25 protein-coding genes are annotated in these 26,072 nt (G+C 36.9%); 17 read left to right on the top strand and 8 right to left on the bottom strand.

Annotated features, from left to right (window positions below):
* Positions 1-172 precede the first annotated feature (172 nt).
* Positions 173-1,177: a recombinase RecA gene (gene recA, locus FW768_RS11445; RefSeq protein ID WP_153395523.1), complete on the top strand. Its 1,005-nt coding sequence runs from the start codon at positions 173-175 to the stop codon at positions 1,175-1,177.
* Positions 1,178-1,239: 62 nt separating this feature from the next.
* On the opposite strand, the gene FW768_RS11440 is transcribed toward recA, so the two are convergent.
* Positions 1,240-4,134 (bottom strand): alpha/beta hydrolase family protein, encoded by a 2,895-nt coding sequence (locus tag FW768_RS11440; RefSeq protein WP_153395521.1) that lies wholly within the window; start codon positions 4,132-4,134, stop codon positions 1,240-1,242.
* Between the two features lie 156 nt (positions 4,135-4,290).
* On the opposite strand from FW768_RS11440, the gene htpG reads away from it, so the two are divergent.
* The 5 genes from htpG (at position 4,291) to FW768_RS11415 (ending at position 10,129) form a co-directional block, all read left to right on the top strand.
* Complete coding sequence (gene htpG / locus FW768_RS11435) at positions 4,291-6,183, top strand: molecular chaperone HtpG (protein ID WP_153399878.1); 1,893 nt, start codon at positions 4,291-4,293, stop codon at positions 6,181-6,183.
* Positions 6,184-6,593: 410 nt separating this feature from the next.
* The gene (locus tag FW768_RS11430) at positions 6,594-7,679 is read left to right on the top strand and encodes a hypothetical protein (protein WP_153395519.1); all 1,086 of its coding nucleotides are present in this window, start codon (positions 6,594-6,596) and stop codon (positions 7,677-7,679) included.
* Positions 7,680-7,692: 13 nt separating this feature from the next.
* Positions 7,693-8,253: a LemA family protein gene (locus FW768_RS11425; RefSeq protein ID WP_153395517.1), complete on the top strand. Its 561-nt coding sequence runs from the start codon at positions 7,693-7,695 to the stop codon at positions 8,251-8,253.
* Between the two features lie 369 nt (positions 8,254-8,622).
* Positions 8,623-9,411 (top strand): hypothetical protein, encoded by a 789-nt coding sequence (locus tag FW768_RS11420; RefSeq protein WP_153395515.1) that lies wholly within the window; start codon positions 8,623-8,625, stop codon positions 9,409-9,411.
* Between the two features lie 316 nt (positions 9,412-9,727).
* Positions 9,728-10,129, top strand: a complete 402-nt coding sequence (locus FW768_RS11415) for a helix-turn-helix transcriptional regulator (RefSeq protein WP_153395513.1) — start codon at positions 9,728-9,730, stop codon at positions 10,127-10,129.
* Between the two features lie 379 nt (positions 10,130-10,508).
* Here FW768_RS11415 and FW768_RS11410 read toward each other — a convergent pair whose 3' ends face one another.
* Positions 10,509-10,805, bottom strand: coding sequence for an MGMT family protein (locus FW768_RS11410; protein WP_153395511.1), 297 nt, complete (start codon positions 10,803-10,805; stop codon positions 10,509-10,511).
* A gap of 106 nt (positions 10,806-10,911) precedes the next feature.
* Between FW768_RS11410 and FW768_RS23530 the strand changes: the two genes are divergently transcribed.
* On the top strand, positions 10,912-11,058 hold the full coding sequence (locus FW768_RS23530; protein ID WP_185151969.1) for a hypothetical protein: 147 nt from the start codon (positions 10,912-10,914) through the stop codon (positions 11,056-11,058).
* A 372-nt stretch (positions 11,059-11,430) separates the two neighbouring features.
* On the opposite strand, the gene FW768_RS11405 is transcribed toward FW768_RS23530, so the two are convergent.
* Positions 11,431-12,405: a deoxyhypusine synthase family protein gene (locus FW768_RS11405; protein WP_047097747.1), complete on the bottom strand. Its 975-nt coding sequence runs from the start codon at positions 12,403-12,405 to the stop codon at positions 11,431-11,433.
* Between the two features lie 146 nt (positions 12,406-12,551).
* Positions 12,552-12,911 carry a winged helix-turn-helix transcriptional regulator gene (locus FW768_RS11400; protein WP_153395509.1) on the bottom strand — a complete coding sequence of 120 codons (360 nt, stop codon included), beginning with the start codon at positions 12,909-12,911 and terminating at the stop codon, positions 12,552-12,554.
* Positions 12,912-13,006: 95 nt separating this feature from the next.
* On the opposite strand from FW768_RS11400, the gene FW768_RS11395 reads away from it, so the two are divergent.
* Positions 13,007-13,816: a DNA alkylation repair protein gene (locus tag FW768_RS11395; RefSeq protein WP_153395507.1), complete on the top strand. Its 810-nt coding sequence runs from the start codon at positions 13,007-13,009 to the stop codon at positions 13,814-13,816.
* A gap of 57 nt (positions 13,817-13,873) precedes the next feature.
* Here the strand turns inward: FW768_RS11395 and FW768_RS11390 are convergent, their stop codons facing one another.
* Complete coding sequence (locus FW768_RS11390; RefSeq protein ID WP_153395505.1) at positions 13,874-14,632, bottom strand: TIGR03915 family putative DNA repair protein; 759 nt, start codon at positions 14,630-14,632, stop codon at positions 13,874-13,876.
* Positions 14,633-14,775: 143 nt separating this feature from the next.
* Here FW768_RS11390 and FW768_RS11385 point away from each other — a divergent pair, with 143 nt between their 5' ends.
* Both FW768_RS11385 and FW768_RS24010 read left to right on the top strand, forming a co-directional pair.
* Positions 14,776-15,186: a hypothetical protein gene (locus FW768_RS11385; protein ID WP_153395503.1), complete on the top strand. Its 411-nt coding sequence runs from the start codon at positions 14,776-14,778 to the stop codon at positions 15,184-15,186.
* Positions 15,132-15,530 (top strand): helix-turn-helix domain-containing protein, encoded by a 399-nt coding sequence (locus FW768_RS24010; RefSeq protein ID WP_153399876.1) that lies wholly within the window; start codon positions 15,132-15,134, stop codon positions 15,528-15,530. Before FW768_RS11385 ends, FW768_RS24010 begins: the two co-directional genes overlap by 55 nt.
* A gap of 36 nt (positions 15,531-15,566) precedes the next feature.
* Here FW768_RS24010 and FW768_RS11375 read toward each other — a convergent pair whose 3' ends face one another.
* A complete protein-coding gene (locus FW768_RS11375) occupies positions 15,567-16,826 on the bottom strand; it encodes a putative DNA modification/repair radical SAM protein (RefSeq protein ID WP_153395501.1) in 1,260 nt (419 codons plus the stop codon).
* Between the two features lie 144 nt (positions 16,827-16,970).
* On the opposite strand from FW768_RS11375, the gene FW768_RS11370 reads away from it, so the two are divergent.
* From FW768_RS11370 to sucC, 6 genes are all read left to right on the top strand, one after another.
* Positions 16,971-18,299, top strand: a complete 1,329-nt coding sequence (locus tag FW768_RS11370; RefSeq protein ID WP_153395499.1) for a hydroxymethylglutaryl-CoA reductase, degradative — start codon at positions 16,971-16,973, stop codon at positions 18,297-18,299.
* 166 nt (positions 18,300-18,465) lie between these two features.
* Positions 18,466-19,539 carry a hypothetical protein gene (locus FW768_RS11360; protein ID WP_153395495.1) on the top strand — a complete coding sequence of 358 codons (1,074 nt, stop codon included), beginning with the start codon at positions 18,466-18,468 and terminating at the stop codon, positions 19,537-19,539.
* 1 nt (position 19,540) lies between these two features.
* On the top strand, positions 19,541-19,927 hold the full coding sequence (locus tag FW768_RS11355) for a DUF423 domain-containing protein (protein ID WP_153395493.1): 387 nt from the start codon (positions 19,541-19,543) through the stop codon (positions 19,925-19,927).
* Positions 19,928-19,929: 2 nt separating this feature from the next.
* A complete protein-coding gene (locus tag FW768_RS11350; protein WP_153395492.1) occupies positions 19,930-21,207 on the top strand; it encodes a chloride channel protein in 1,278 nt (425 codons plus the stop codon).
* A gap of 164 nt (positions 21,208-21,371) precedes the next feature.
* Positions 21,372-22,247, top strand: a complete 876-nt coding sequence (locus FW768_RS11345) for a hypothetical protein (protein ID WP_153395491.1) — start codon at positions 21,372-21,374, stop codon at positions 22,245-22,247.
* A 167-nt stretch (positions 22,248-22,414) separates the two neighbouring features.
* Positions 22,415-23,605: an ADP-forming succinate--CoA ligase subunit beta gene (sucC, locus tag FW768_RS11340; protein WP_065395119.1), complete on the top strand. Its 1,191-nt coding sequence runs from the start codon at positions 22,415-22,417 to the stop codon at positions 23,603-23,605.
* 130 nt (positions 23,606-23,735) lie between these two features.
* Here sucC and FW768_RS11335 read toward each other — a convergent pair whose 3' ends face one another.
* Complete coding sequence (locus FW768_RS11335; RefSeq protein ID WP_153395490.1) at positions 23,736-24,620, bottom strand: mechanosensitive ion channel family protein; 885 nt, start codon at positions 24,618-24,620, stop codon at positions 23,736-23,738.
* Positions 24,621-24,717: 97 nt separating this feature from the next.
* Here FW768_RS11335 and FW768_RS11330 point away from each other — a divergent pair, with 97 nt between their 5' ends.
* The gene (locus FW768_RS11330) at positions 24,718-25,353 is read left to right on the top strand and encodes a peroxiredoxin (RefSeq protein ID WP_153395489.1); all 636 of its coding nucleotides are present in this window, start codon (positions 24,718-24,720) and stop codon (positions 25,351-25,353) included.
* Positions 25,354-25,452: 99 nt separating this feature from the next.
* On the opposite strand, the gene FW768_RS11325 is transcribed toward FW768_RS11330, so the two are convergent.
* Positions 25,453-26,040 carry a hypothetical protein gene (locus tag FW768_RS11325; protein WP_153395488.1) on the bottom strand — a complete coding sequence of 196 codons (588 nt, stop codon included), beginning with the start codon at positions 26,038-26,040 and terminating at the stop codon, positions 25,453-25,455.
* Positions 26,041-26,072 lie beyond the last annotated feature (32 nt).

The raw sequence follows: 26,072 nt of genomic DNA, 5'->3' as shown, positions 1-26,072 counted from the left end.
TGTATATCTGTGTTTTTAAATTTCAGGAAGATATTCTGAAGCCGTTTTTGTTATACATAATATCATCCTGTAAATTTTATTATTTTTTAACTTTAAAAACCATTTTTCAACCTAAATAATATTAGCATTTGATATTTAAATTATGTATTTTTGAGAAATTATTTTAAAGACGATGAGTAACATTGATGATAAGAAAAAAGCACTGGCATTAGTGCTTGACAAGCTAGATAAAACATACGGAAAAGGAACAGTAATGACTTTGGGAGATAGTTCCGTAGACAACACCATAGAAGTAATTCCTTCGGGGTCTTTAGGACTGGACATTGCTTTAGGCGTTGGCGGTTATCCGAGAGGAAGAATTATTGAAATTTACGGTCCTGAATCTTCAGGTAAAACCACTTTAACCCTTCACGCTATTGCTGAAGCTCAGAAAGCCGGAGGTATTGCCGCATTCATTGATGCCGAGCATGCTTTCGACAGAACATACGCCGCGAAACTGGGTATCGATCTTGAAAACCTGATCATTTCCCAGCCGGACAACGGAGAACAGGCTTTAGAAATTGCAGATAACCTGATCCGTTCAGGAGCAATTGATATTGTCGTTATCGACTCTGTAGCAGCTCTTACTCCAAAAGCAGAAATTGAAGGTGAAATGGGAGATTCTAAAATGGGTCTTCACGCAAGGTTGATGTCTCAGGCATTGAGAAAATTAACGGCTACCATTTCAAGAACGAAATGTACAGTGATCTTCATCAACCAGTTGAGAGAAAAAATCGGTGTTATGTTCGGAAACCCTGAAACAACAACCGGAGGTAACGCTCTTAAATTCTATGCTTCTGTAAGAATCGATATCAGAAAAGCAAGTGCACCTATCAAACAGGGAGACGAAGCTATCGGAAGCCGTGTGAAAGTGAAGATCGTAAAAAATAAAGTTGCGCCTCCTTTCAAACAAGCCGAATTTGATATCATGTACGGAGAAGGAGTTTCCAAAGCAGGAGAAATTCTTGATACTGCAGTAGATCTTGGAATCGTGAAGAAGAGCGGTTCATGGTTCAGCTACGAAGAAACCAAACTAGGACAGGGACGTGATGCGGTGAAGGATGTTTTAAGAGATAATCCTGAACTTGCTGAGGAATTAGAAAATAAAGTCAAAGAAGAAATAACTGCTAAAAAGTAGTTGTTTTTACAGATCTAAAAAAGAATCGGCGGAGCCCAAGGGGCTCCGCCGATTCTTTTTTATTAAGGCTTATCATCTGTCAGATCAAAACCCCAATCTTTTCCTTTTTGGGTGGCTGGAATACCTTTTGTCATCCATATTGGAGCTTTAGCCCCTTTAAGATAATAATCAAAAAATTGCTGTTCGCGGATTTGGATATCTTTTCTGTTCTGGCGTTTTATCAGATTGTGATCATCACCATTATAATTCAGAAGCCAAACCGGTTTTCCGAGACGGCGTAACGCGGTAAACATTTCAATTCCCTGATACCATGGAACAGCTCCATCTTTATCGTTACTCATAATAACTACCGGAGTTTTCACCTTATCAATGGTAAAAAGCGGTGAATTTTTAATATAGAGCTCCGGTGCCTCCCATAGATTTTTCCCTAATCTGCTCTGTGACTTTTCATACTGAAACTGTCTGTTCATTCCTGAAGACCACCGGATTCCTCCGTAGGCGGACGTCATGTTGACAACAGGAGCACCACTCCAGGCAGCGGCATACATATTGGTATGAGCAATAAGATAGGCTACCTGGTAACCTCCCCAGCTTTGTCCCTGAATTCCTATTTTAGCACCATCCACCCACGAATTTTGCTTCAGCTTTTCAACCCCGGAATTAATGTATTCCATCGCCGATTCTCCCGGTAAGCCGTCTGTGTATGAAATATCAGGAGTGAAAACCAGATATCCGTTGCTCACAAAATAAGAAATATTTAATCGGGAAGGTGTTGGAGCGGGTGCTACATAACGGTTCAGATTATCTGAAAGTTTCTCATAGAAATAGACGATCATAGGATATTTTTTATCCGGATTGAAATCTTCCGGTTTGTATAAAATTCCTGTGGATGTATTTCCTTTTGGTGTTGTCCAGCGTACCAATTCGTCTGTACCCCAATTATAAAGGTTTTGTTGTGGATTGGTTTTACTCAGTTTCTGCTGTTCTGAGAAATTTGCTGTGACAAAAATATCCGGAGAATCAGTGTAGGATTCTTTTATGATAATATATTCTTCTGCATTTTTTGCTTTTTGAATGCTTCTATATCCCCAGACATTTTCCATCTGAATTTTTACAGGATCTGCGTTCGACTGAACAGATGTTTTAAAAATTCCGTTCGCTTTGGATGTATTGTCAAATGCTGATAAATAGATAGAAGACTTTCGGTTTAAACTTTTAATGTCTTTATCCAGATCGTATGTATCAAATGTTATTTTATTTTTACGTCCGAATCCATTGGTGATATTTCTTGGTTTTTTTGAACCGTTTAAGGAAAACTCCCAAAGATCATAACGATCTCTGATAATCACAGATTCATCATTATCCGTCCAGGAAGCGATACCATAAGAACTTGGAAAATCCGGCATATCAAACTCCTCATCAACGAAAGAAACCGGTAATCCGCTGGTGAGTGGCAGAGTTTGTTTGGTTTTCACATTATAACTGAACCAATTGCCTTTTTCACTGTCAAAAATCACAATAAATTTTCCAAGCGGAGATAGGGCAACCGACCCGTCCAGATTTCGGATGATTTCCGTTCTTTCTCCTGTTTTATGATCAATTACGAAATAAGTTTTCTTGGTTGAGCCTTCCCACTGTGAAGCAATACGGTTATTCAAGCTGGTAATTCCCAGTGCATATTCAGCATTTCCTTCGTTTACCAATCGTAAAGTATCCAGATCTGCATCATCAATATTTCTGAAAAAATCCGGTTTTTCTGTCTGCATTACTGCTGCATAAGATTTTTTCAGATCATCTTTCAACTCCTTTAACTGTACTGTTTGCAGATAATCATCTCTGTAATTCCAGATATCCACAACAGCATGATCATTCGCAATCATGGCAGTATCTTTTGCAATTGGTTTTGGAGCAACCCCAAAATACAGCTGTTTCCCGTTTTTGCTGAATATAGGCAGACGGTTTTCCGAAATGACCCAATTCTTTTTCATATGGGCATTTTCATTGGTTACTGTTTCCTTTTTATTTCCTTTAAAATTAAAGTAATATAACTGATAGGATTTCACTAAATCATTCTGTGCAGAAGAAGTTCCTACAAACGCCAGCTGATTTCCTTTTTCATCAAAAGACAACTGTGAAAAATCTCCTTCCATTTCTGAGATTTTAGTCACTGATTCCTTTTGCAGATCAATTACCTGTACCGTTTGAAGTGCATATTTCTTTGGCTTTGATTTGTCAGTATCTTTCTTATCCACAGATTTCTCATCTGTTGAATCTTTTTCCTCTTTTTTGTTCTTACTGGCTTTTTCTTCCGGTTTCTTAGTCACAAAAACGAGCTGCGTTCCATTTTTACTGAATTCATAACGGATAACGTTATCATAGGCTGTACTTTTTCCGTTCAAAAGATTTCGAACGACCAGCTGCAATGGCTTTACATTTTTATCTTCCTCTTTATTGTCGTCTTCCTCTTCTTTACCAGAAACATCATTAGATTTATCTTTGACATCCTCCAGAAGATAGGCAACATAAGAACCGGATTTTTCAGGAATTTTGAAGTTTTTTACATTGGGGATTTTCTCCGTTTTATCACTTGAAAAATCAACTATTGCAAGGCTATCTTTTGTTAATTTATTTTTTTTAAGCTTTTTATCTTTTACCGCTTTGATATCTTTATACAACGGACGAATCTGAAAAACAGCAAATCTGGAATCATTCGTAAAATCCACTTTGGCTGCTCTTGCAAACTGCTTTGAAACTTTATTTCTAACCGAATATAAAAAAAGATTAGAGTTTCCTTCCTGAACATCTACAGAATAAGCAATCCATTTTCCGTCATTTGAGATTTTTCTCGCACCCATATTTTGCCAGCTGTCATAAACAGAATGGTCTAAGGTTTTTTTCTGTCCATACGCCCAGCAGGTCATGATGAACAGAATGAAAACTGTACATTTCAACTTCATTTTTAAATAATTTTAAGGATTAAAAATAAGCTATTTCTTTGACAAATCTACATGTTCCGTTGGTTTCATGATAAGCTGAAAAATGTCATTCTGTCACATTCTGCCTTGTGGTATTTTTTTTGAGAAAGATGTAGAAAATAAAAATCAAAAAATATGATGACTAAAGGAAATATTAATGTATCTGTGGAAAATATTTTCCCGCTTATCAAAAAATTTCTTTACAGTGACCACGAAATATTCTTAAGAGAGCTGATCTCCAATGCAACGGATGCTACATTGAAATTAAAGCACCTGACAGGTATCGGGGAAGTTAAAGTAGAATATGGAAATCCGAAAATTGAAGTAAAGATCGATAAGGACCAGAAAACGGTACGCATCATCGACCAGGGAATCGGGATGACCGGAGAAGAGGTTGAAAAATATATCAATCAGGTGGCTTTTTCCGGAGCGGAAGAGTTTTTGGAAAAATATAAAGATACCGCGAAAGATTCAGGCATCATCGGACATTTCGGACTTGGATTCTACTCTGCATTTATGGTGGCTGAAAAAGTGGAAATCCTTACCAAATCTTACAAAGATGAACCTGCTGTAAGATGGATTTGCGACGGAAGCCCTGAATTTACCCTTGAAGAAACAACGGATAAAACAGACAGAGGAACGGAAATTATTCTTCACATTGCAGAAGATTCTGTAGAGTTTCTGGAAGAAGGAAAAATCCGTGAACTGTTACTGAAGTATAATAAATTTATGCCTGTTCCTATTAAATTCGGAACAAAAACACATACGCTGCCATTACCAGAGGATGCTCCTGAAGATGCCGTGGCAGAAACAGAAGAAGTAGACAACATCATCAACAATCCGGTGCCGGCATGGACAATTGCTCCAAGCGAACTGAATAATGAGGATTACATGAAGTTCTATCACGAGCTGTATCCGATGCAGTTTGAAGAACCTTTATTCAATATTCACCTGAATGTTGATTATCCTTTCAACCTTACCGGAATTCTGTTTTTCCCGAAACTGAGCAATAATTTAAATATTGATAAAGATAAAATTCAATTATATCAAAATCAGGTCTTCGTAACAGATGAAGTAAAAGGGATTGTTCCTGATTTCCTAATGCTTCTTAGAGGGGTAATTGATTCTCCGGATATTCCGCTGAATGTTTCCCGTTCTTACCTGCAGGCAGACGGTGCTGTAAAAAAGATTTCTTCTTACATCACCAAAAAAGTAGCTGATAAGATGGCTTCCCTGATCAACGAAAACCGTGAAGATTACGAGAAAAAATGGAATGACATTAAAATCGTTATCGAATACGGGATCATTACAGAAGAAAAATTCTCTGAGAAAGCAGATAAGTTCACATTATATCCTACAACAGACGGAAAATACTTCCTGTGGGATGAGTTGGTTGAAAAGATCAAACCTTCACAGACTGATAAAGACGATAAGCTGGTGATCCTTTATGCAACCAATGCAGACGAACAGCACAGCTACATTCAATCTGCTAAAGATAAAGGCTATGAGGTTCTTCTCCTGGACTCTCCAATCATTCCTCACGTGATTCAGAAGCTGGAAACCTCAAAAGAGAAAATTTCTTTTGCCAGAGTGGATGCGGACCACATCAATAACCTGATCAAAAAAGATGAACCGGTTATTTCTAAACTAAACGAAACTGAAAAGGAAACTTTAAAAACCAATATTGAAGAAGCGGTAAAAGATACTAAATTCACGGTTCAGCTTGAAGACCTTGACAGTACTGATGCTCCTTTCACCATCACCCAGCCGGAATTCATGAGAAGAATGAAAGATATGCAGGCAACAGGCGGAGGCGGTATGTTTGGAATGGGTGGTTTCCCGGAAATGTATAACCTGGTGGTGAATTCCAACAGTGAGCTATCCGGTCAGATCTTAAAAACGGAAAATGCTGAAGAAAAGGAAAACCTGATCAAATATGCTCTGGATCTCGCCAAACTATCACAAAACTTACTGAAAGGAAAAGAACTGACAGATTTTATACAGAGAAGCTATAAGCAACTTGAAAAATAATACACAAGAGACTGTTTCATTTGAAGCAGTCTTTTTTTTGTTGTAAGGGGTTAGAATGTTGGAGAACCTGGTATTTTACAAATGTATATTTTAAGAAACTTTATCTCCGATATTTTTTTTAATCTCTCATTGATACAGCAGATTGAACAGATTTTTTCTTCTGTGATTAATAGAAATCGGCGATTTCTAAAAACTAATGAGTCCTTTTTATGCATAAAGCTTTAGATCTATTGAGGCTAAAGTGTAAAAGACTTTTGTAGTTTAAAAAATCATTGCCACTAATACATGAATAAAATCATTCGTGCATCAGTGGCAAAAACTTAAACAACCTCTAAAACTTTTCTACCTTTTAATGTTCAATTTTTCTTTGATTTAAAAGAGTTCATTATATTTGGTGAAAACATCAGATCATGTTTGAAATACCTGCTGAAATTTTCCCTTTTCTGCTCCTGTTTAGTTTAGGGATTGCATTATTTCATACTTTTATTTTATCGGGAATTTTTAATGTAAAACTGAGACCGTCATGGATTATGTTTCTCATCGATCCTGCAATTTTAGGAGTTGCATTTCTATTCTTCCAAAAAGAATCCGGAATTGTATTTATCGGGCTATTTCTCTCTGTTTTTGTATTGGGTATTATTGGAATGATTACACATGGCGTTCAATCCGGCATCGAATCTTTCAGGGAACAGAGAAGAAAGAATAAGCCTGTATGGAAAATTGTCGGCGGTGGCTTTCTGATCCTTTTGTCTTATCTTGCTTTTTTTTATTTCGGAGTTTATTTTGTCCTTTTTATTTTCTTTCTGATTATTTTAAGCTCTATTCTTCCCAACAATAAGAACCGTTTTTATTTTTATCAGAGAACTCTGCCAACTTCCACTCTAAAAAGTGCAGCAATGGGTCTTGCTGAGATTTCTGGGAAGGCAAAGGCTATTGAACCGGTTATCTCGCCGGATACAGACACTTCATGTGTAGGCTATATTTATACTGTTGACGAAATCCGCACAACGCGGGACGATGATGGCAGAACTTCTACATCATACCACGAAATTTCAAGGGAAACTAAGATCAAAAGATTTTATATGGAAGATGAAACGGGTAGGATAGAAGTTATTCCCGATCAATTGGAATGGATCAGTTTTTTACCTGCCCATTCGCGGGAAACCGGAAACAGACGGTATCAGGAATTTATCATTGATGAAAAAACAGTTTTTCTTTTAATCGGGCAGGTTTTTTATGAAGATTCACACTCTGTTTTCCGTTTTGATGAAGGCAGAAAAGTTTTTGGAATTGCTCCTTTAGACATTGTTAATTTCGCCAATAAATGGAGACCTTTAAAGCTAAGAGCGCTTACTACACTGGCCTGCATTGCAATTCTGGCGACCATTATTATTTTTACTCCTGTTAAAATAAATGGCAGTAAAATTATTTTCGAGCAGAAAAACTGGAAAGAAACTTTACAGTCTAATCCTTTTAAAGACATTTTTAATCCTTAAAAACAGACTGCCCATGATTTCTATTATTTCTCTTTTAATAATCATTATTGTCATTGTAGGTCTGGTTACTTTTTTAATCAACACCTACAACAGGCTGGTTATCCTGAACAACAATTCACAAAAAGCTTTTGCCAATATAGAGGTGATCCTGAAACAGCGTGCAGATGAAATCCCCAATCTTGTACGTGTTGTAAAAGCGACTTCCTTGTATGAAAACACGGTTCTTAAAGAGCTTGTTACTCTTCGTTCTCAATATCTAGGTGCCCATCAGGTTCATGAAAAAATAAAGACTGCAGAGCGGATGGACGGAAAATTAAAATCAGTGATGCTTATTATTGAAAATTATCCTGAAATAAAATCGAACCAGTCGTATCTTGAACTTCAGAAAAGATTAAGCGACCTGGAAGAGATTATTGCTGCCCGAAGAATTTTTTTTAATGAATCTGTGAATCTTTACAATACCGGAATTGAAACTTTTCCTGATAGTATTTTCGCGAAAATGATGAGCTACCGGAAAAAAGAAATGCTTCAGTTTTCTGATACAGAAAAACAAAATAACCCTGCAACACTATAATTATGGAAATTGATTTAGGAATTTTTGGAGATTTTATTAACTCCCGGCAATTTTTCGGAAGTCTTGCCATCGGCTTTCCTGTATTGACTATAGGGCTGTTTGTATTATACAGTATTTTCAAAAAGATTTTCTTTATCAGAAAAATTCTGAGATTTTATTATTCTCACTTTCGGGCTTTCCATAATCCTGTTGATCCCTTTTGTATTCTTCTCTGCTTTTGCCGATTTTGAAAAACTGAAATTAGCTTTGATTTATCTGTCAATTCTTATATGTGTCACCGTTTTTACCTTATTTAATACAGAAGAAACCATTAATTTTATAAAAGACACTTCCAAATTAAAGGACAAACAAAATCTTTAAAATAAGACTATGGGAAAATTTATAATATGGGCACCTCTTATTTTTACAGCCTTTATCCTTCTGCTTAATTATAGAAAGAAGAAATTAAAAAATGACGGAAAGCCGGTTTCTATCATTTCTTTTATCTATCCGGGAATTGTAGTTTACGTAGTTTCCAGTCTGTTTTTCGGGCTGGTGTCAATTGCCGTTTCCCCCGTTATTAAATTTTTTTCCGGTCCGAAATATGAAGCTAGGGTAGTTGCCCACGAAATAATGGATTCCAGTGACGGAGACAATACCTATACAGCGGTAGTGGAGTTTAAAAATGATAAAAACCAGCTGATCAAAAAGCCTTTAAACTATGGAAGCAGCCACCCTGTGGAAGTTGGGAAAACCATTACCATCAGTTACAAAAACGGAGATCAGAGTGTGGCTAATTTAAGCTTTGGAACACAAAAACTTATTATTTTTATTGTGGCCCTTTTCCTGTTTGTTCTCGGTCTGGCCATGGCATGGATTACTCTCTATTCCTTAGGTTGGGATACATCAATTGTTTTCAGTATAGGGTTAGGCTTTGTAATTTATTTTGTTTTTCCGGCGGGGATGCTGTTTTTTTTAGGAGTGATGTCCTGGGTAATCTGGGAGTATTTTCAAGGCAGGAGAGATGATATGCCACTCTGGGCATTGGGAATCTGCAGCCTCTTTGTTACCATTCTTATTCCTTCTTTTTTTGGATATATGAAAATGCTTTTTACCCGGGAAAGAAAATTCAAACCATCAGATAGGTTTTCAGATTTCAAAAAGCGGATTTCTAAATAAAGTGTAGATATTTTCTAATCTGTACGAATTTTTCAGCTCGAAGAATACAGGGATTTTAAATAATAAAATCATTATTTAAAGTGATTTTAAATTTATTTATAATATTTTTCTTTTAAAAATTAGTATAAATAAAAATCTTACAAACTTTATAGGTTTCAAAAAACGATAAGGTTTAGTATAAAACGTAAATATCCGCGTTCATTTTTTATTTCATCGATTCTGGTGATTCTAAAATACAAGAAGGGCAATCGCATTTTTTTATATTTTCTGTTGTATACATTGTGCTTTTTTGCCATTTTTGTATAAAATGTCGGACATGCAAAAAGAAAAATTACGTCTTATCAGAAAACAAAAAGGCTACACGCAGCAACAGGTAGCTGATTTTATTGCAACGGATGTATCTAACTACAGCAGAAAAGAAAGTGGTGATGTAAGAATCATCCCTGATGAATGGGACAAAATTGCCCGTTTTCTAGAGGTTCCGATTGAGGAAATTTATGAAGAAGAAGATTCTAAAATAATTGTTAATAATGATCATCCGGTATTTAATGATAGATCTTCTTCCGCGGGAGTAATTACTAACCAGAATAATTATGATAATATTCCTGGAGCTATTATTGAAAACCTGCAAGCTTATATTACGTTACTGAAGGAAGAAAACGAAAGGCTGAAGGAAGAATTGAAAGGCTCTCAAAGTCCTTCAAGAATTAAGAAATAATACGGTTTTAGACTGTAAAAATATTTGTGTCACTTGTATCCATGATATGAGTGACATTTTTTATGTGCTTAAATGAATTTCCCACAGATCCCGCAAATTTCACGGATGTTTTTGGGTATTTTTATATATTGTCCTGCAAAAAAAAATTAAATAACGTGAGTTCGGGTTAAGGAGTTTAAATGTAAAAGGCAGGAAGATGGAAAAAGGAGGCTGGAAGTTAATTTTAGTTATATATATTGAAAACCTCCAGAAAATTAAATAAAAACAGATCAATATTTGCTCTTAATGACTTTCATAACTTCCCTCATCCAGCTTCAAACCTACATCTATCAGATATTCTTATCCCGAACTGAAGTTAAATAATTTTATAATCAGGTATTTATAATTCATTCATTGGATCCCAGAAGAGCTTTTTAAAATTCTTTATTCTAAGATTTTCTACAGTAATTCCCTCAGCTTCCAGTTTAGGTTGAAATTCAGGAACAGATAACACGCCCGAACTTGAAATAACACGGTGAGCAGGCACATCTTCCGGACAGCCTCCCATTGCTTTTCCTACATGACGCGAATGATTAGGATAGCCGACCGCTTTTGCGATAGCTCCATAGGTAGAAACTCTTCCTTTGGGAATAAGTCTTGAAACTTCATATACCTGTTGTTTGAAAATCTCGTCCATATGTTCTTTTTTATCTGTTTGAAAATGTACTGTATTGATATCACAGCTTTTGCATCATTTTTGAACTCTTCTGTACCCAATGATGTTTCATTGTAAAGATAAAGATATGAAAAAATCATTTTTCCGGCTGTTGAATGCCATCAATAAAAAGGTTCTTCCGAAGCTGAGTAAGAAGGATCCTGCCAAACTGACCCAAATAGAGAAAGGAATTCTGGCGTATCGTTATTTTGTACTGGTGAATTCTTTGGATTGATTTTATTTTCCCACAGAATACACAGATTTTTACAGACACCAATGGGATTGAAATATAGGCTCGCAGACCATGCGGATGGTTCAGGATTTTCTGTTGGGTTTACGCAAGGCCGCAAGGATTTTTTATTATTATGTTGTTTTTAAGGCGCTAGAAAATCTGATATTTTCAGCAGGTTATACAGCATCAAATTTTATCGGAGATAAAATCTTTGCGCCCTTATACCCATGAAGCAAGTAAAAAAATAGTGTCTTTGCGTAAACCCAACAAAACAATCAAAACAATCTGCTTGATCTACGAGACTTAAAAAAACATCAAAAAAGCGCTCCAAAAATTGAAGCGCTGATATTATAATCTCTGGTGAGAATTTTATTCTTATGCGTTTTCTAAGATGTAAGAGAACATCAATGGTGCACAGATCGTAGCATCACTTTCAACGATAAATTTCGGTGTAGTAATATCAAGTTTACCCCAAGTGATTTTCTCATTTGGAACCGCTCCTGAATAAGAACCGTAAGACGTTGTAGAATCAGAAATCTGGCAGAAATAAGACCAGAACGGAATGTCATGCATTTCCATATCCTGATACAGCATAGGCACTACGCAGATAGGGAAATCTCCTGCAATACCTCCACCAATCTGGAAGAATCCAACTCCTTTTCCACCTGAATTTTTAGTATACCAGTCAGCAAGATATGTCATATATTCAATACCTGATTTCATTGTAGTCGCTTTAAGCTCTCCTTTGATACAGTAAGAAGCAAAGATGTTACCCATTGTAGAATCTTCCCATCCCGGAACTACAATCGGCAGATTAGCTTCTGCAGCAGCAATCATCCATGAGTTTTCTCTTGGAATTTCATAATACTGCTCCAATACACCTGAAAGGATCATTTTGTACATAAACTCATGCGGGAAATATCTTTCTCCTTTAGCTTCTGCATCTTTCCAGATCTCTACAATATGTTTTTGTAACCTTCTGAAAGCCTCTTCTTCAGGGATGCAGGTATCTGTAACTCTGTTCAGACCTCTTTCTAAAAGATCCCATTCATCCTGAGCCGTTAAATCTCTGTAATGAGGAACTCTTTCGTAATGAGAGTGTGCCACAAGATTCATTAAATCTTCTTCAAGGTTCGCTCCTGTACAAGAAATAAAGTCTACTTTGCCCTGACGGATCATTTCAGCAAGAATCTTTCCCAATTCAGCAGTAGACATTGCTCCTGCCAAAGTAATCATCATTTTTCCGCCATCTTTAAGATGGGCAACATATCCTTTAGAAGCATCCACCAATGCAGCTGCGTTGAAGTGCAGGTAATACTTTTCTATGAATTCAGTTATCGGTTTGCTCATTTTTTAATTTTTTGCAAAGATAAAACTTAAAAATGGAATGGGGGCTTAAGCACTTTAAGAAAGTCTTATTGAGCAGTCTTTTTTTATCATTTGTTAAAAAACAGCCATTAATAAATACTAATACAGAATGTATATAAAGATCTGTGTTATCTGGGAGATCTTCGGGAAATTATTTCCTCTTCCGGGATTAGCAATTTTCCCCAGTCATTCAGCTGCCACAGGATTTCAACCAGTTTTTCACCCAGCTCTGTCAGCCTGTATTCAACTCTGGGAGGAAGCTCGTTAAAAGATTCTTTCATTAAAATTCCGTCAGTAACCATTTCACTGAGCTGTTGATTCAATACCCGCCGGTCCACTTTGGCAATGCCGCGCAGAAATTCACTCGGCCGTTTTTTCCCTTCATTAATCTGCCAGACGATAGGAATTTTCCATTTTCCACTGATGGTATTGACAGCAACTTCCAATGGACAGATTTTATTTTCCTCCGTTTTCTCCTTTGTTTTCATAATATTGACTTTTTTATCCCTATGGGCAGAAAATATGCGGTATTGCTTATATTAAGATAGTTTCAGACTTTTGTAAAGTTAATAATTAAAATAGGATGATCGAAAAACGAAAAGGAGCCCGTTCAATAAAAGATATTCCACCTACGATCCTAGAACAGCTGAACCACGGAGAAACCGAAACAGTAAACCTTACGGAATGGCTGGCTGTAGATCAAAGAAGGTTATTAGAGAATCTGTTGATACAAAATAAACGTTCAGAATATCTGAGTTCTGTTCTGAAACGAATTGATGGATTAAAAAAGCAGACTGTTAATACTATAAATGAAGCTATTGGAACAGGAGTTCTTATTGAAACCCTGAAAAATAATGATGAAGAATTTCTGACTGTTATTTCCGGTCATATTTCCGATCTGGTAAGATGCTGGGCTGCCTACATGATAGGACGGAATGATGCTTTACCTTTAAAAGAAAAGCTGAATCAGATACAACACTTTGCAGCAGACGGACATTTCGGGGTCCGGGAGATCTGCTGGATGGCTGTAAGACCTTCTATTGCAACAGAACTTGAAGAAAGCTTATCTATACTCGCAGACTGGACCGCTCATGAAGATCCGAATGTAAGACGTTTTGCCAGTGAATCCACAAGACCTCGCGGAGTATGGTGTGCTCATATTGAAGCATTAAAACAAAGTCCAACCCCAGGGCTTCAGATTTTAGAACCGTTGAGGTCAGATCCTTCCCGTTATGTACAGGACAGCGTAGGAAACTGGCTGAACGATGCCAGCAAATCCCAGCCGGAATTTGTAGTGGAAATCTGTGATGAATGGCTAAGAGAAAGTCCTTCCAAAGAAACAGCCTATATCGTTAAAAAAGCATTGAGGACGATCGGGAAAAAGAAAATTTAAAGTATCTAAGCTTAATAGACTCCAATTTTCAAATGATTCCATTTTCAAATCTTCAAATTATCCCTTCTCCGTCAGATATTTCCAATACCTTTTCGGGACATGCTGAATATGAAGTTTTAAATTTTTCCTTTCTGTAATATTGGTTTTAGTAAAATACCGCTGCCATAGCGTCTGGTAATTTTTTTCTTCGTCATGGAAGTGCTGTTGGTACTGATTTAAATTTAATCGTTCTTCAGGGTAAAAGAATTCGGATGTCTCAAGATCATAGAGAATACCATAGTTTCTCCGCAGGTCGAAAATCATCCATTTCTGATCCTGATAACGGTCTGTAAAATGTTTTCTGATGAGAGGAAGTACGTTGAAATCCGGATCTATCTTAGCAAAGAAAACACCATCCTGCATTTTTTCAAACCGGACAAATGCCGTCATTCTGTGGCTTTCCCGGCCTACGGATTTACTGATCTTTGAGATCTTCAGGATGTCCTGATCCGCATAATTATGAAGAATATTTTCTTCCGGATGCTGTACGGATTGCTTAACGGCTGACAGAATGAGGTTTTCACGTTCAGGATCTTCAGATAAATAAACTTTCAGCAGTTCCCGGATGCCTTGCTTCTCAATTTGTTTTTCAAGTTTATTCAGTACTCTTTCTGCTTTTTCATGCTGTGTGATCACTTCATGAATTTCTGCAAACATATTTTCCTGTCTGAAATTTTCCCTGCTGATGATTTCTATATCTTTGTAGCGGTATTCAAAAACTTCAAATACTGCGGTGAAAAGGCCGTCAAAGCTTCCATCATAGAGAAGGGTAATCATGAGTAAAATGTTGATTAAATTAATCCTGAATCCTTAAACAGGTTTTAAAAATTTTCAGACAAAAGAAAGTTTATTTAAATTTAGGCTTTCAGAATCCGGTTTCAAGTTCAGTACGAAGATACCATAAAATTCAGACCTAATCAATGAATTCAGTTATCATAAAACCTAAAAATGAGATCCTGAAGAAATACATTCAGTATTTTCTGTTTTTCAAAAAGACGGATCATGAGTTTTTAGAATATACTACTTTTCCGAATACCAACCTTTGTCTGGCGATCTATAAGCATAACAAAGTTTCGTATAGGTATGGGGCAGAAACCAGCTTTTGTGATATTGAAATCGGCAATACTTTTAGCAGCAGGCTGTACAGATTTCATAAAATGCCTTTTCACGTCAATATCCATTCCTCACTTGACCAGGTTTGTATTGTCTTCCATTCCTCTGCTTTAAGAGCCTTTACCGGAGCATCCTATGATGATCTTATGCAATCTGAACATGTATTGATGATATTTTCCCCACAGGCAAAAACATTCTGGAAGAAATCTTCGAAATAACTGATTTCCCCAAAAGAGCAGAAAAACTGGAATATTTTCTTTGTGAAAACTTAAGAGATAATATTCCCGGGAAAATAGAAGAGGCCCTTATCCTGATTAATAGCCATAAAGCTTTAAATATTGATGATCTTTCCGGAGAACTTAAAATAAGTGAAGCAACATTATTCCGGTTGTTTAAAAGTCAGCTGGGGCAGAATCCCAAGTCATATTTAAAAACATTAAGATTCAGGAATGTTTTAAATGACTTCCTGAAACCGGAAAATTCACTGGCTGCAGTTGCTTATCATAATCAATACTATGATCAGGCTCATTTCATTAAAGATTTACCTCGACAGCAGTATTGAAGACTGGGTGAAGTTTGCAGAAGAGTATTTGGAAAACTAAAACAAGCTCAGCTGCTGGGAAAATTGATTGTGGAATTTGGAAGAGCTTCCTGCTGTAAGCAATTTCCTGAAATTTTTATCCGTAAGATATCTCAGATAAGCATTTCCCGCATTAAAGTCGATGAAATATTTAGCCCGGTTCACAGCAGCGCCCAGCTTTTTCAGATGGTCCATTGTCAGAACCTGGAAACGTCTTGCATTGACAATTTTCTGTGCGGTTTTTACTCCAATTCCGGGAATCCTTAAAATCATCTGATAATCGGCAGTTTGAAGATTAATAGGGAACTGGTCCAGATGCCGGAGCGCCCAGCTTAATTTGGGGTCAATCTCAAGATCAAGGAAAGGAATATTCGGATCTAAAATTTCCTCTGCTTTGAAACCATAGAATCTCATCAGCCAATCCGACTGGTACAATCTGTTTTCACGGAGCATAGGAACTTCTGTCGTTAATGATGGTAATCTTTTATCTTCCAGAACAGGAACATACCCCGAATAATAAACCCTTTTCAGGTTGAAATTTCTGTAAAAATGATCTGCAACTTTTATAATTTGCAGGTCATTTTCATTGGTGGCTCCTACAATCATTTGGGTAGACTGTCCGGCTGGAGCAAATTTAGGGACCTTTCTGAAAATTTTCTTTTCGTCTTTGTATTGATCAATACCTTTCTGAATATAACGCATCGGACTGATCATATCCTGACGGTTCTTTTCCGGTGCCAGTAATTTTAGTCCGCTTTCTGTGGGAATTTCAAGATTAACGGAAAGACGGTCTGCATACAGGGCAGCTTCTTCCATCAGTTCATCACTTGCTCCGGGAATGGATTTCAAGTGAATATATCCGTTGAAATTTTCTTCCAGACGTAATTTTTTGGCTACCCTCACAAGGCGTTCCATGGTGGTATCTGCATTTTTGAAAATCCCGGAACTTAGGAACAGTCCTTCAATATAATTTCTGCGGTAAAAATTGATGGTAAGATCAACCACTTCTTCCACGGTGAAAGCAGCTCTTTTAATATCATTGGAACTTCGGGATACACAGTAAGCGCAGTCGTAGATACAATGATTCGTCAGCAGAATTTTGAGCAGGGAAACACATCGTCCGTCTTCAGTATAGGTATGGCAGATTCCGCTTACGGAGCTGTCGCCCAAAGCGCCTTTTTTATTTTTTCTTGTTCCTCCGCTGGATGAGCAGGAAACGTCGTATTTCGCGGCATCGGCAAGGATTTCAAGTTTTTCTTTCAGGCGTTCAAAGTTCATATTTTTGAAGAGGTGTTATAATTTGTATCTGAATTTTGTTCAAATTTAGTTCCAAAATTGATAAATATCAATCTTTTTTCATAGAAGTTATCCACAAAACACTGTCTCAAAATCACTATATTTACGCTTCATTAAAATTAGATTATGAATCATCAACCAATTGAAGGTTTTTCCAAGCTGACCAAGCAGGGGAAGATCGACTGGCTCGTTAATGAATATCTTGAAGGAAACGAGGAATATCAAACTATACTGAAACAATACTGGAACGATAATGCTGATCTTCAGAAGCTTCATGAGGAGTTTTCTGAAAATACAATCTCCAATTTTTATATGCCTTACGGAATTGCCCCGAATTTTTTAATCGATGGTAAATTACTGGCCCTGCCGATGGCTGTGGAAGAAAGTTCAGTAGTAGCAGCCGCTTCCAAAGCTGCTAAATTCTGGATCGATAAAGGTGGTTTTAAAACAACGATCATCAACAACGAAAAATTAGGACATACCCATTTCGTATTCAATGTAGAACCTCATAAGCTGCTTCATTTTTTTAATTTCAGCTTAAAGAAAAAATTATTTGAAACTACAGAAGATATTACCGCAAACATGAGAAAACGTGGCGGTGGTATTTTAGATATTAAACTGGTAGATAAAACCGCAGAAATGCCGAATTATTACCAGCTTAAAGTCAGCTTTGATACAGTAGATTCCATGGGAGCGAACTTTATCAATTCTTGTCTGGAGCAGTTTGGAAAAACGTTGAGACAGGAAGTGGCAGTAAGCGAAGACTTCACAAAAGAAGAAAAAGATTCTCTTCAGATCGTGATGAATATTCTTTCCAATTTCACACCGGACTGTCTGGTAAGAGCTGAGGTTTCCTGTAAAATGGAAGATTTAAAAGACGATAGCGGAATTTCTCCTGAAGAATTTGCTTCAAAATTCAAGCAGGCCGTTACCATTGCCGAAATAGAACCTTTCCGTGCAACAACCCACAACAAAGGGGTAATGAACGGAGTAGACGCAGTGGTGATTGCTACAGGAAATGACTTCAGAGCTACAGAAGCCTGTGCCCATGCCTATGCCGCAAGAGACGGACAGTACAGATCATTGACTCATTGTACAACAGATAACGGGATTTTCAGATTCTGGATTGATCTTCCGATTTCCGTAGGAGTTGTAGGCGGTCTGACGAATCTTCATCCGTTGGTAAAATTCTCTTTAGCACTTCTGGGAAAACCTTCTGCACAGGAATTAATGAGTATTCTGGCAGTTTCCGGACTGGCCCAGAATTTTGGAGCGCTTCGTTCTCTGGTAACCACCGGAATTCAGAAAGGGCATATGAAAATGCACCTGTTGAATATATTAAATCAATTAGGAGCTACGGAAGAAGAAAAACAGCATTTTGTAACTTATTTTAAAGATAAAACGGTAAGCCACCACGAAGTGATCAATGAGTTTAACCGAATGAGGGCACAATAATGGGGCAACTCATTATACCCATATTATTAATTATACTCGGAACTGTTCTGAGAAAAATGTCGTGGGAAAGTCTGATTGATCCTAAAAAAGTTTCCAATGTCTTGATTATATTGGGAATTTCCAGTCTGGTAAAAGGAATTTTTTTATACTACGTAAAAGCAGAATAATGAAAGGAACCCTATTGTTATGTACACTGATCTCAGTTTTAAGCTTTTCACAACAGAAGAATGTGAAAATATCCCATCTGCAGCCAGCATCTGAAAACCGCTATTTTCCTGTTGTTACCTATGCTGAAAAGCCTGTTGCAGCCAATAAAATTAATACGCTTTTACAGGTAGATCAACTGGAATATGTTCCAGGAGCAGGAGGGAACCCTTTTAATCTTGTCTCAGGGGGAGAAGGCGCCAACTATGTTCATTTTTACAGCTGGGAAAAAATGGATACGCCGAAGAATATCCTGAGTATCGCTATGGATGGTGAAAGTTCAGGGGCTTACCCGGAAAGTTTTTTTCTCTGGAAAAATTTTGATCTGCGGACAGGGAATCTCATCAATGCCAAGGATCTGTTCAGACCAGAGGCTGTTAAAACAATAGAAAGTTTAATTCAGAAAAGAGTAAAAAAGGAAATTAATGATTTTATTGTCCGGTTGAAAGCCGAGCCTAAGCAGACTGAAGAAATTCTGAGCCAGATTGGAATGTATGAAGAATGTTATACAAACTATACATTAGTAAGTATTGGATATTATTTCAAAACAGACAAGATAAAATTTATTACAGAAAGATGTTCCAATCATGCGATGAGGGCACTGGATGAACTGGCTGAACACGTGGTGGAGTTTTCGTACAAAGATCTGGACAAGTATTTGAGCCCTTATGCCAAGAATTTACTCAACGGATCTGATCTGGTGGAAAAAACAAGCCTGCTCAATAAGCTGTATAAAGGAAAAATTGACGGGAAATATCCGATAACTGTTTTAATTAAAGAGGTTTATGGCGATAAGGATGATAATTCCGTTGCCGCGGTATATTGGTATGATAAAAATAAAAAACTGATCGAATGGCACGGAAAGCTGAAAGGCAGCCATCTTTCGCTTACAGAAAGTGATTATTATAGTGAAGAGACAAGGCAATGGATGCTGAAAGGTTTCGTAGAAGCAGATATAAAAGGAAATAAAATCTCCGGAACCTGGCAGGATTATAAAACAAAAAAATATTTAACCCTAGAATTAGAAGAATTATAAAATGAAAACAGTTACTTTAGTTTTTGGAGCAGTCTATGGAATGCTTTCAGTGATCCTGGGAGCATTTGGAGCACATGCCTTAAAGAAAATATTATCTGTGGAAAGACTGGAAAGTTTTGAAACCGGAGTAAGATACCAGATGTATGCGGCGTTCTTCTTACTGATCATCGGATATATCCTGAAGTTTGAAACCTCTTCCGAAAAATGGACCTCCATCCTGATGATTGCAGGAACATTTTTATTTTCAGTAAGCATCTATTTCCTGAGTTTACAGGATTATTTAGGAGCAAATCTGAAATTCTTAGGTCCAATTACCCCACTTGGAGGCCTGTTGATGATCTTAAGCTGGGGAATGCTGATTTTTTATTTCGCCAAAAATAAAATCTAGAAATGAAGATCAATAGAAGAAGACGTCTAATACAGACATTCAATCTTCTGGATCAGCCTATAAGATTCAATCCTTTTGTATTTAGCCGTACTTTTTTTATGTGGGCTTTTACAGGTTTGGTAGGCGGCATTATAGCCGGACTTTACTGGATCGTTTTAGAGCACTTTACCGAATTTCTGGCTGAATTCCAAGGATGGATGGTGATTCCCACTATGGCGATCTGTGGTCTTCTGGCCGGGCTGGTTATTCATTTTATCGGCGATCCGGGAGAAATTCACCTGATTGTTAATAACATCAGATTCAATAAAGGAAAATTAGATCCGAAGAACAATCCGTCAATGATTCTTTCCTCGCTTTTTTGTGTAGCATCAGGAGGAAGTCTGGGACCGGAAGCTCCTTTGGTGCAGGTTACCGGTTCTACCGGAACATGGCTTGGGAAAATTTTCAGATTAAAAGGGGAAGAGCTGCGTTCTTTGAGTATTGCCGGGATGGCTTCCGGATTTACAGCCCTGTTTGGAGCACCGCTTGGAGGAAGTCTTTTTTCCCTTGAAATTCTGCATCATAAACATGCAGTGGAATATTACAAAGCGATTATCCCTGCATTGGTAGCAAGCTGCTTCAGTTATCTGATGTTTACTCTGATTATTCATCTGGGAATCGGGGCAACCTGGAATCTGAAGGCTTATCACTATACCGGAGTGTATGATTTTTTGTATGCTTCCTTATTCGGAGTAGTGGCCACAGCCTTTGGATGGATCTTTATTTTTGTGGTGAAATTTTTCAAAAAAGTTTTTGAGTACAGAAAATTTCCAATCTTTATTAAAACATTAACAGGAGGAATTATTTTAGGAATTATTGCTTACTATTTTCCCCTTACAAGATATTTTGGACACAACGAAATTAATCAACTGATCAACGGAAATTTTGCGTTGAACTTTCTGATCATTATTTTAGTTTTTAAAATATTGGCGATTGCCATAACGGTAACCTCAGGATGGAGAGGAGGCTTTATTATTCCGCTGTTCTTTGTAGGAACAACATTAGGATTAATTATTCACAATCTGTTCCCGAATGTAGATACTACTTTAGCGATTGTGAGCTGTATGGCTGCCATCAATGCTTGTGTTACCCGTACACCGATGAGTACCACCATTATTCTGGGAACACTTACCGGGTTTACCTATTTTGTACCGATTCTTTTTGCGAGTCTAACCGGATATTTTCTGGCTCCAAGAATTCCGTTTATCGGTTCACAGTCGGAAAAACAGACTGAGGAATAAAATAAATAATCTTATGAATATCACAAAGCCTTCCTTAACCGGAGAGCTTTTTTTGTATCACTAGGTTAATAATCAGTTAAAACTCTGCCAAAGCTTTGCTGACTTTATAAATAGTTGCATATTTGAAAATTAACTATGATTTCTTAAATATATTTGAATCACATATGAAACTAAAAACCATTATTTCATCAGTATTTCTTGCTCTGTCCGCAGCAGTCAATGCACAGACCATCCATTTCAAATGGGAAAAAGACTCTATCGGAAACAAATTAATTGATCATATTGCGATGAGTGTTCCTTTTACCATCGAAAATAAAACCTATCCTTTCCACTTCGATCTGGGAGCCAATTATACGCTGATCTATGATAAATGCTTTGAAAATACAGAGCTTTTGAAAACTAAAAAAATAGATCCCACATCCGATGCAGCCGGACATCCGGTATTTTTTGTTGAAAATCAGAATTTCAGTATCGATCAGTATGCTATAAAGAACTATAAGCTGCAGGGGCTTTTAAATTTTGATCAGGGAGAAGTTTGTGGAATAGTGGGCGCTGATATTTTTCAGAACAAATATCTTGTGATTGATTTTCCTGGCAAGAAGATCACAGTAAGCAATAAATTGAGCCGGAAATTAGAATCTAAGGCTGATTTTGTCACCATGCAGATCAAAAACAACAAACCGGTTATTCCTTTGAAAGTTGAAAATAAAATATACAATTTTCAGTATGACAGTGGAGCCAGCATATTTCCGATTGTTACCTACAAACAGAATTTTGCAGACCTGATTAACCAGTCAAAGTATAAAGAAGAACTGAATATTCGTAATTTCAACAATCCACTGGTTGTAAAAGCGGTGGAAACAGATAAAAAGATTCAGATTGGAAATCAATATTTCAGAACCCGGGAATTCTGGTATACAGATGAAGATTATTTTTCTTTGAAACAGGATGGGATTGACGGAATTATAGGAAACGTTTTTTTCATGGACAAAATTGTAATTATTGATTTTATGAATAAAAAATTTGGAATTGTAGGATAAAAAACGATAGATTGTCTATAGTCCTTTTTTCAGGTCAAAAACATGATTTTTATCTCCTTTAAATTTCTTCAGAATGCATTGCTTTCTTTAAAATAAAAATTGATATTTCATCTGTTTTTAGTAAATTTGTCAACCTTTAAATTTTAAAATAAAATAATAAAAATAATATGAATCTTCACGAGTATCAATCAAAAGAGATTTTATCAAAGTATGGAGTAGCCATCCAACGTGGTTTCGTTGCAAACAATGTAGACGAAGCTGTTGCTGCTGCAGAAAAACTAACTGCTGAAACCGGAGCTCAAGGCTGGGTTGTAAAAGCACAGATTCACGCAGGTGGTCGTGGTAAAGGTGGTGGTGTAAAGTTCTCTCCAAACATGGACAAGTTGAAAGAAAACGCTCAGAACATCATCGGAATGCAGCTTATTACCCCTCAGACTTCTGCTGAAGGTAAAAAAGTAAATTCTGTTTTGGTTGCAGAGGATGTATATTATCCAGGTGAGACAGAAACTAAAGAATTTTATGTTTCTATTCTTTTAGACAGAGCTGAAGGTAAAAATACTATCGTATATTCTACTGAAGGAGGAATGGATATTGAGCATGTTGCTGAAGTAACTCCTCACTTAATCCACAAAGAAATCATTGATCCAGCTTTAGGTCTTCAGGGATTCCAGGCTAGAAAAATTGCTTTCAACCTAGGTCTTGAAGGGAATGCTTTCAAAGAATTTGTGAAATTCATTGGTTCTCTTTACAATGCTTATACAGGAATAGATGCTTCTCTTTTCGAGATCAACCCTGTATTGAAGACTTCTGATAACAAAATTATCGCTGTAGATGCTAAAGTAACTTTGGATGACAACTCATTGTTCCGTCACAAAGATTTAGCTGAATTAAGAGATACAAGAGAAGAAGATCCAATGGATGTTGAAGCTGGTGAAGCTGGTCTTAACTTCGTAAAACTAGATGGTAACGTTGCTTGTATGGTAAATGGTGCTGGTCTTGCAATGGCTACAATGGATATCATCAAATTATCAGGTGGTAACCCGGCTAACTTCCTAGACGTAGGTGGTACTGCTGATGCTCAGAGAGTACAGACTGCTTTCGGAATCATCTTAAGAGATCCGAACGTAAAGGCAATCCTGATCAATATCTTCGGAGGTATCGTAAGATGCGACAGAGTAGCTCAGGGAGTTGTAGATGCTTACAAAGCTATGGGAAGCCTTCCGGTTCCATTGATCGTAAGATTACAGGGAACTAACGCTGTAGAAGCTAAAAAATTAATTGACGAGTCTGGTCTTCCGGTTCACTCTGCAATTACTTTAGAAGAAGCTGCAAACAAAGTAAAAGAAGTTTTAGCATAATCTAAAATTTTTAAATAAATAAGAAAACCGTCTCACTTGTGGGACGGTTTTCTTGTATTAGGAAAATCAAAAGAAGGAAAAATATTAACAAAGATCTGTGAAATCTGAGCGATCTGCGGGAAATAAAAAATTATTTATCCTGACTTTCCGGTAAACTATTTTCCCCGGTAGTAATGTTAATACTCGTAGGCGTTACCAGCAGAATTTTATCCGCATCAAAACGTTCTTTGATATTCAGATAGGCTTTACTTTTTATCTGCGCCAGATTGGCCCCTATTTTAATCCAGAACTTAACCTGAAGGTTAAATGAACCCTGCTTCAGATCTGTGAAAATCACTTCTGCGGTATCCAGTTTATCAACATTTTCAAGGTTTTTTACCACATCAAGAATACCTTTCTGTGCTTTGCTGATATCTTCATCGGCAGGGATTTCAAAATTTAAAATGATTCTGCGCTGTGGCGAAGCGGTGATGTTGTAAAAAGGTGCATTGAATACTACCTGATTGGGAATATAAGCTTTCTTTCCATCATCTGTAAGAATTTTTGTCGTTAAAAAACCAATCTCCTGAACCGTTCCTGAATGGGCCCCGATGGTAATATAATCCCCGACTTTAAAAGCTTTGTCTATACCAATAAGTGCTCCTGAAAAAATACTTGAGACAAGATCTTTCAACGCAACCCCGGCAATAACCCCGGCTACCCCTAGACTTCCGATAAATTTCCAAAGGAATCCGCTGAAGCCCATAATTTCCAGGGAAATAAAGGATCCCATCAGCATAATCAAAAACCGGAATACACCAATCAGTGTTACCAGAGAACTTTCTTTTTGGCTCTTAGGAAAAAATTTATGGAATAATTTTACCGCAATCTGGCTTAAATATTTACTGGTAATAAGAAAGAAGGTAAATACCAGAATTCCGACAATCAGTTTAGGGGTAAGTTCGGCGAATGTTATATACCAGTTTTCCAATACTTTGTAAACCATATCTACATAACTGAGCCCTGTTTTCTCCATAAATAAATTATTTTTAAATAAATATATTAATTTTTAGCAAAAGTTTTGCCAGTTTCAAAAAGTCTACTAAATTTGTAGACTAATAAAATGAAATAATATGTCAATCAAACTAGGAGATACCGCACCGGATTTTAAAGCAGAGACCTCATTAGGAGATATTAATTTTTACGAATTCTTAGGAAACTCCTGGGGAATTCTATTCTCTCATCCTGCTGATTATACACCTGTATGCACTACTGAATTGGGATATACCTCAAAATTGAGATCTGAATTCGAGAAACGGGATACAAAAGTAATTGCCTTGAGTGTAGATGGAGTAGAAGATCATCAGAACTGGATTAAAGATATTAATGAAACGCAGAACACAGAAGTACAGTTTCCTATTATTGCTGATAAAGACCGGAAAATTTCTGAACTCTATGATTTCATTCATCCCAATGCTTCAGGAACGGCTACCGTACGCTCTCTGCTGATTATTGATCCTGACAAAAAAGTAAGACTGATTATTACCTATCCGGCTTCTACAGGCAGAAACTTTAATGAAATTATCAGAGTATTAGACTCCCTGCAGCTGGTTGACTCTCATAAAGTAGCCACTCCTGTCAATTGGAAAAACGGTGATGATGTAATTGTACCTCCAACCATTTCTACAGAAGATGCCCGGAAAATATTTCCGAAAGGAGTAACAGAAATAAAGCCGTATCTGAGATATACGCCCCAGCCCAATACATGATTTATTTGATTTTTTATAGTTTAGTTTTAATTTGTACGAAAAGCGCCCCGGAAATATTTCCGGGGCGCTTTCAATTTTGTATCAGTTAGTGTAAAATGATTATTTTACATCTCTTGCGATGTCTTTAGCTTTTGAAGTAGGTAAATAAATACTGAATCCTACGTTGAATGTAATATTTGAATTTAAACCTTCACTACCAAAACCAGTTTGTCCCTGATATTTAACAAGACCTTCTAGTCCGATATTTGGAGTAATAAAATAAGAGTAACCAGGACCTACACCGAAGTCAAGACCTGTTGTAGAATTACCGTTTTCAACAGATGATCCTCCGATACCTACGTTACCTTCAAAGAACCAACGTCCGTGATTTAATAAATTATCTACTCCTTTTTCACCCGGAGATAGATAGTAACGTCCTAATCCACCTACCGCATAATCAAATCTGGTTGGGCTTCCGTTTGTAACTTTGCTTATACCTAAATTAACATATCCCCCAACTGCAACATTGTCTTCTATAAAATAAGCACCTTTTGGCTGAAGGGCCACGCTGTATCCACCACCAGTATTTAATCCGAAATTACTTGTTAAAAGGCTACTTCCTACCAGCCAGTTACCTTTTTGAATCTGAGCATTAGCGGTTGTTGTTAAACCTGCTGCCAATATCCCTGCAAAAATTAGTTTTTTCATAATTTATTATTTTAATAATTAAATGTTATCAT

Origin of the sequence: Chryseobacterium vaccae (assembly GCF_009602705.1) — a bacterium.
In the GTDB taxonomy this organism is placed as follows: domain Bacteria; phylum Bacteroidota; class Bacteroidia; order Flavobacteriales; family Weeksellaceae; genus Chryseobacterium; species Chryseobacterium vaccae.
The sequence above is the reverse complement of the archived record's forward strand: the minus strand, read 5'-3'. Positions and strand labels throughout refer to the sequence as shown.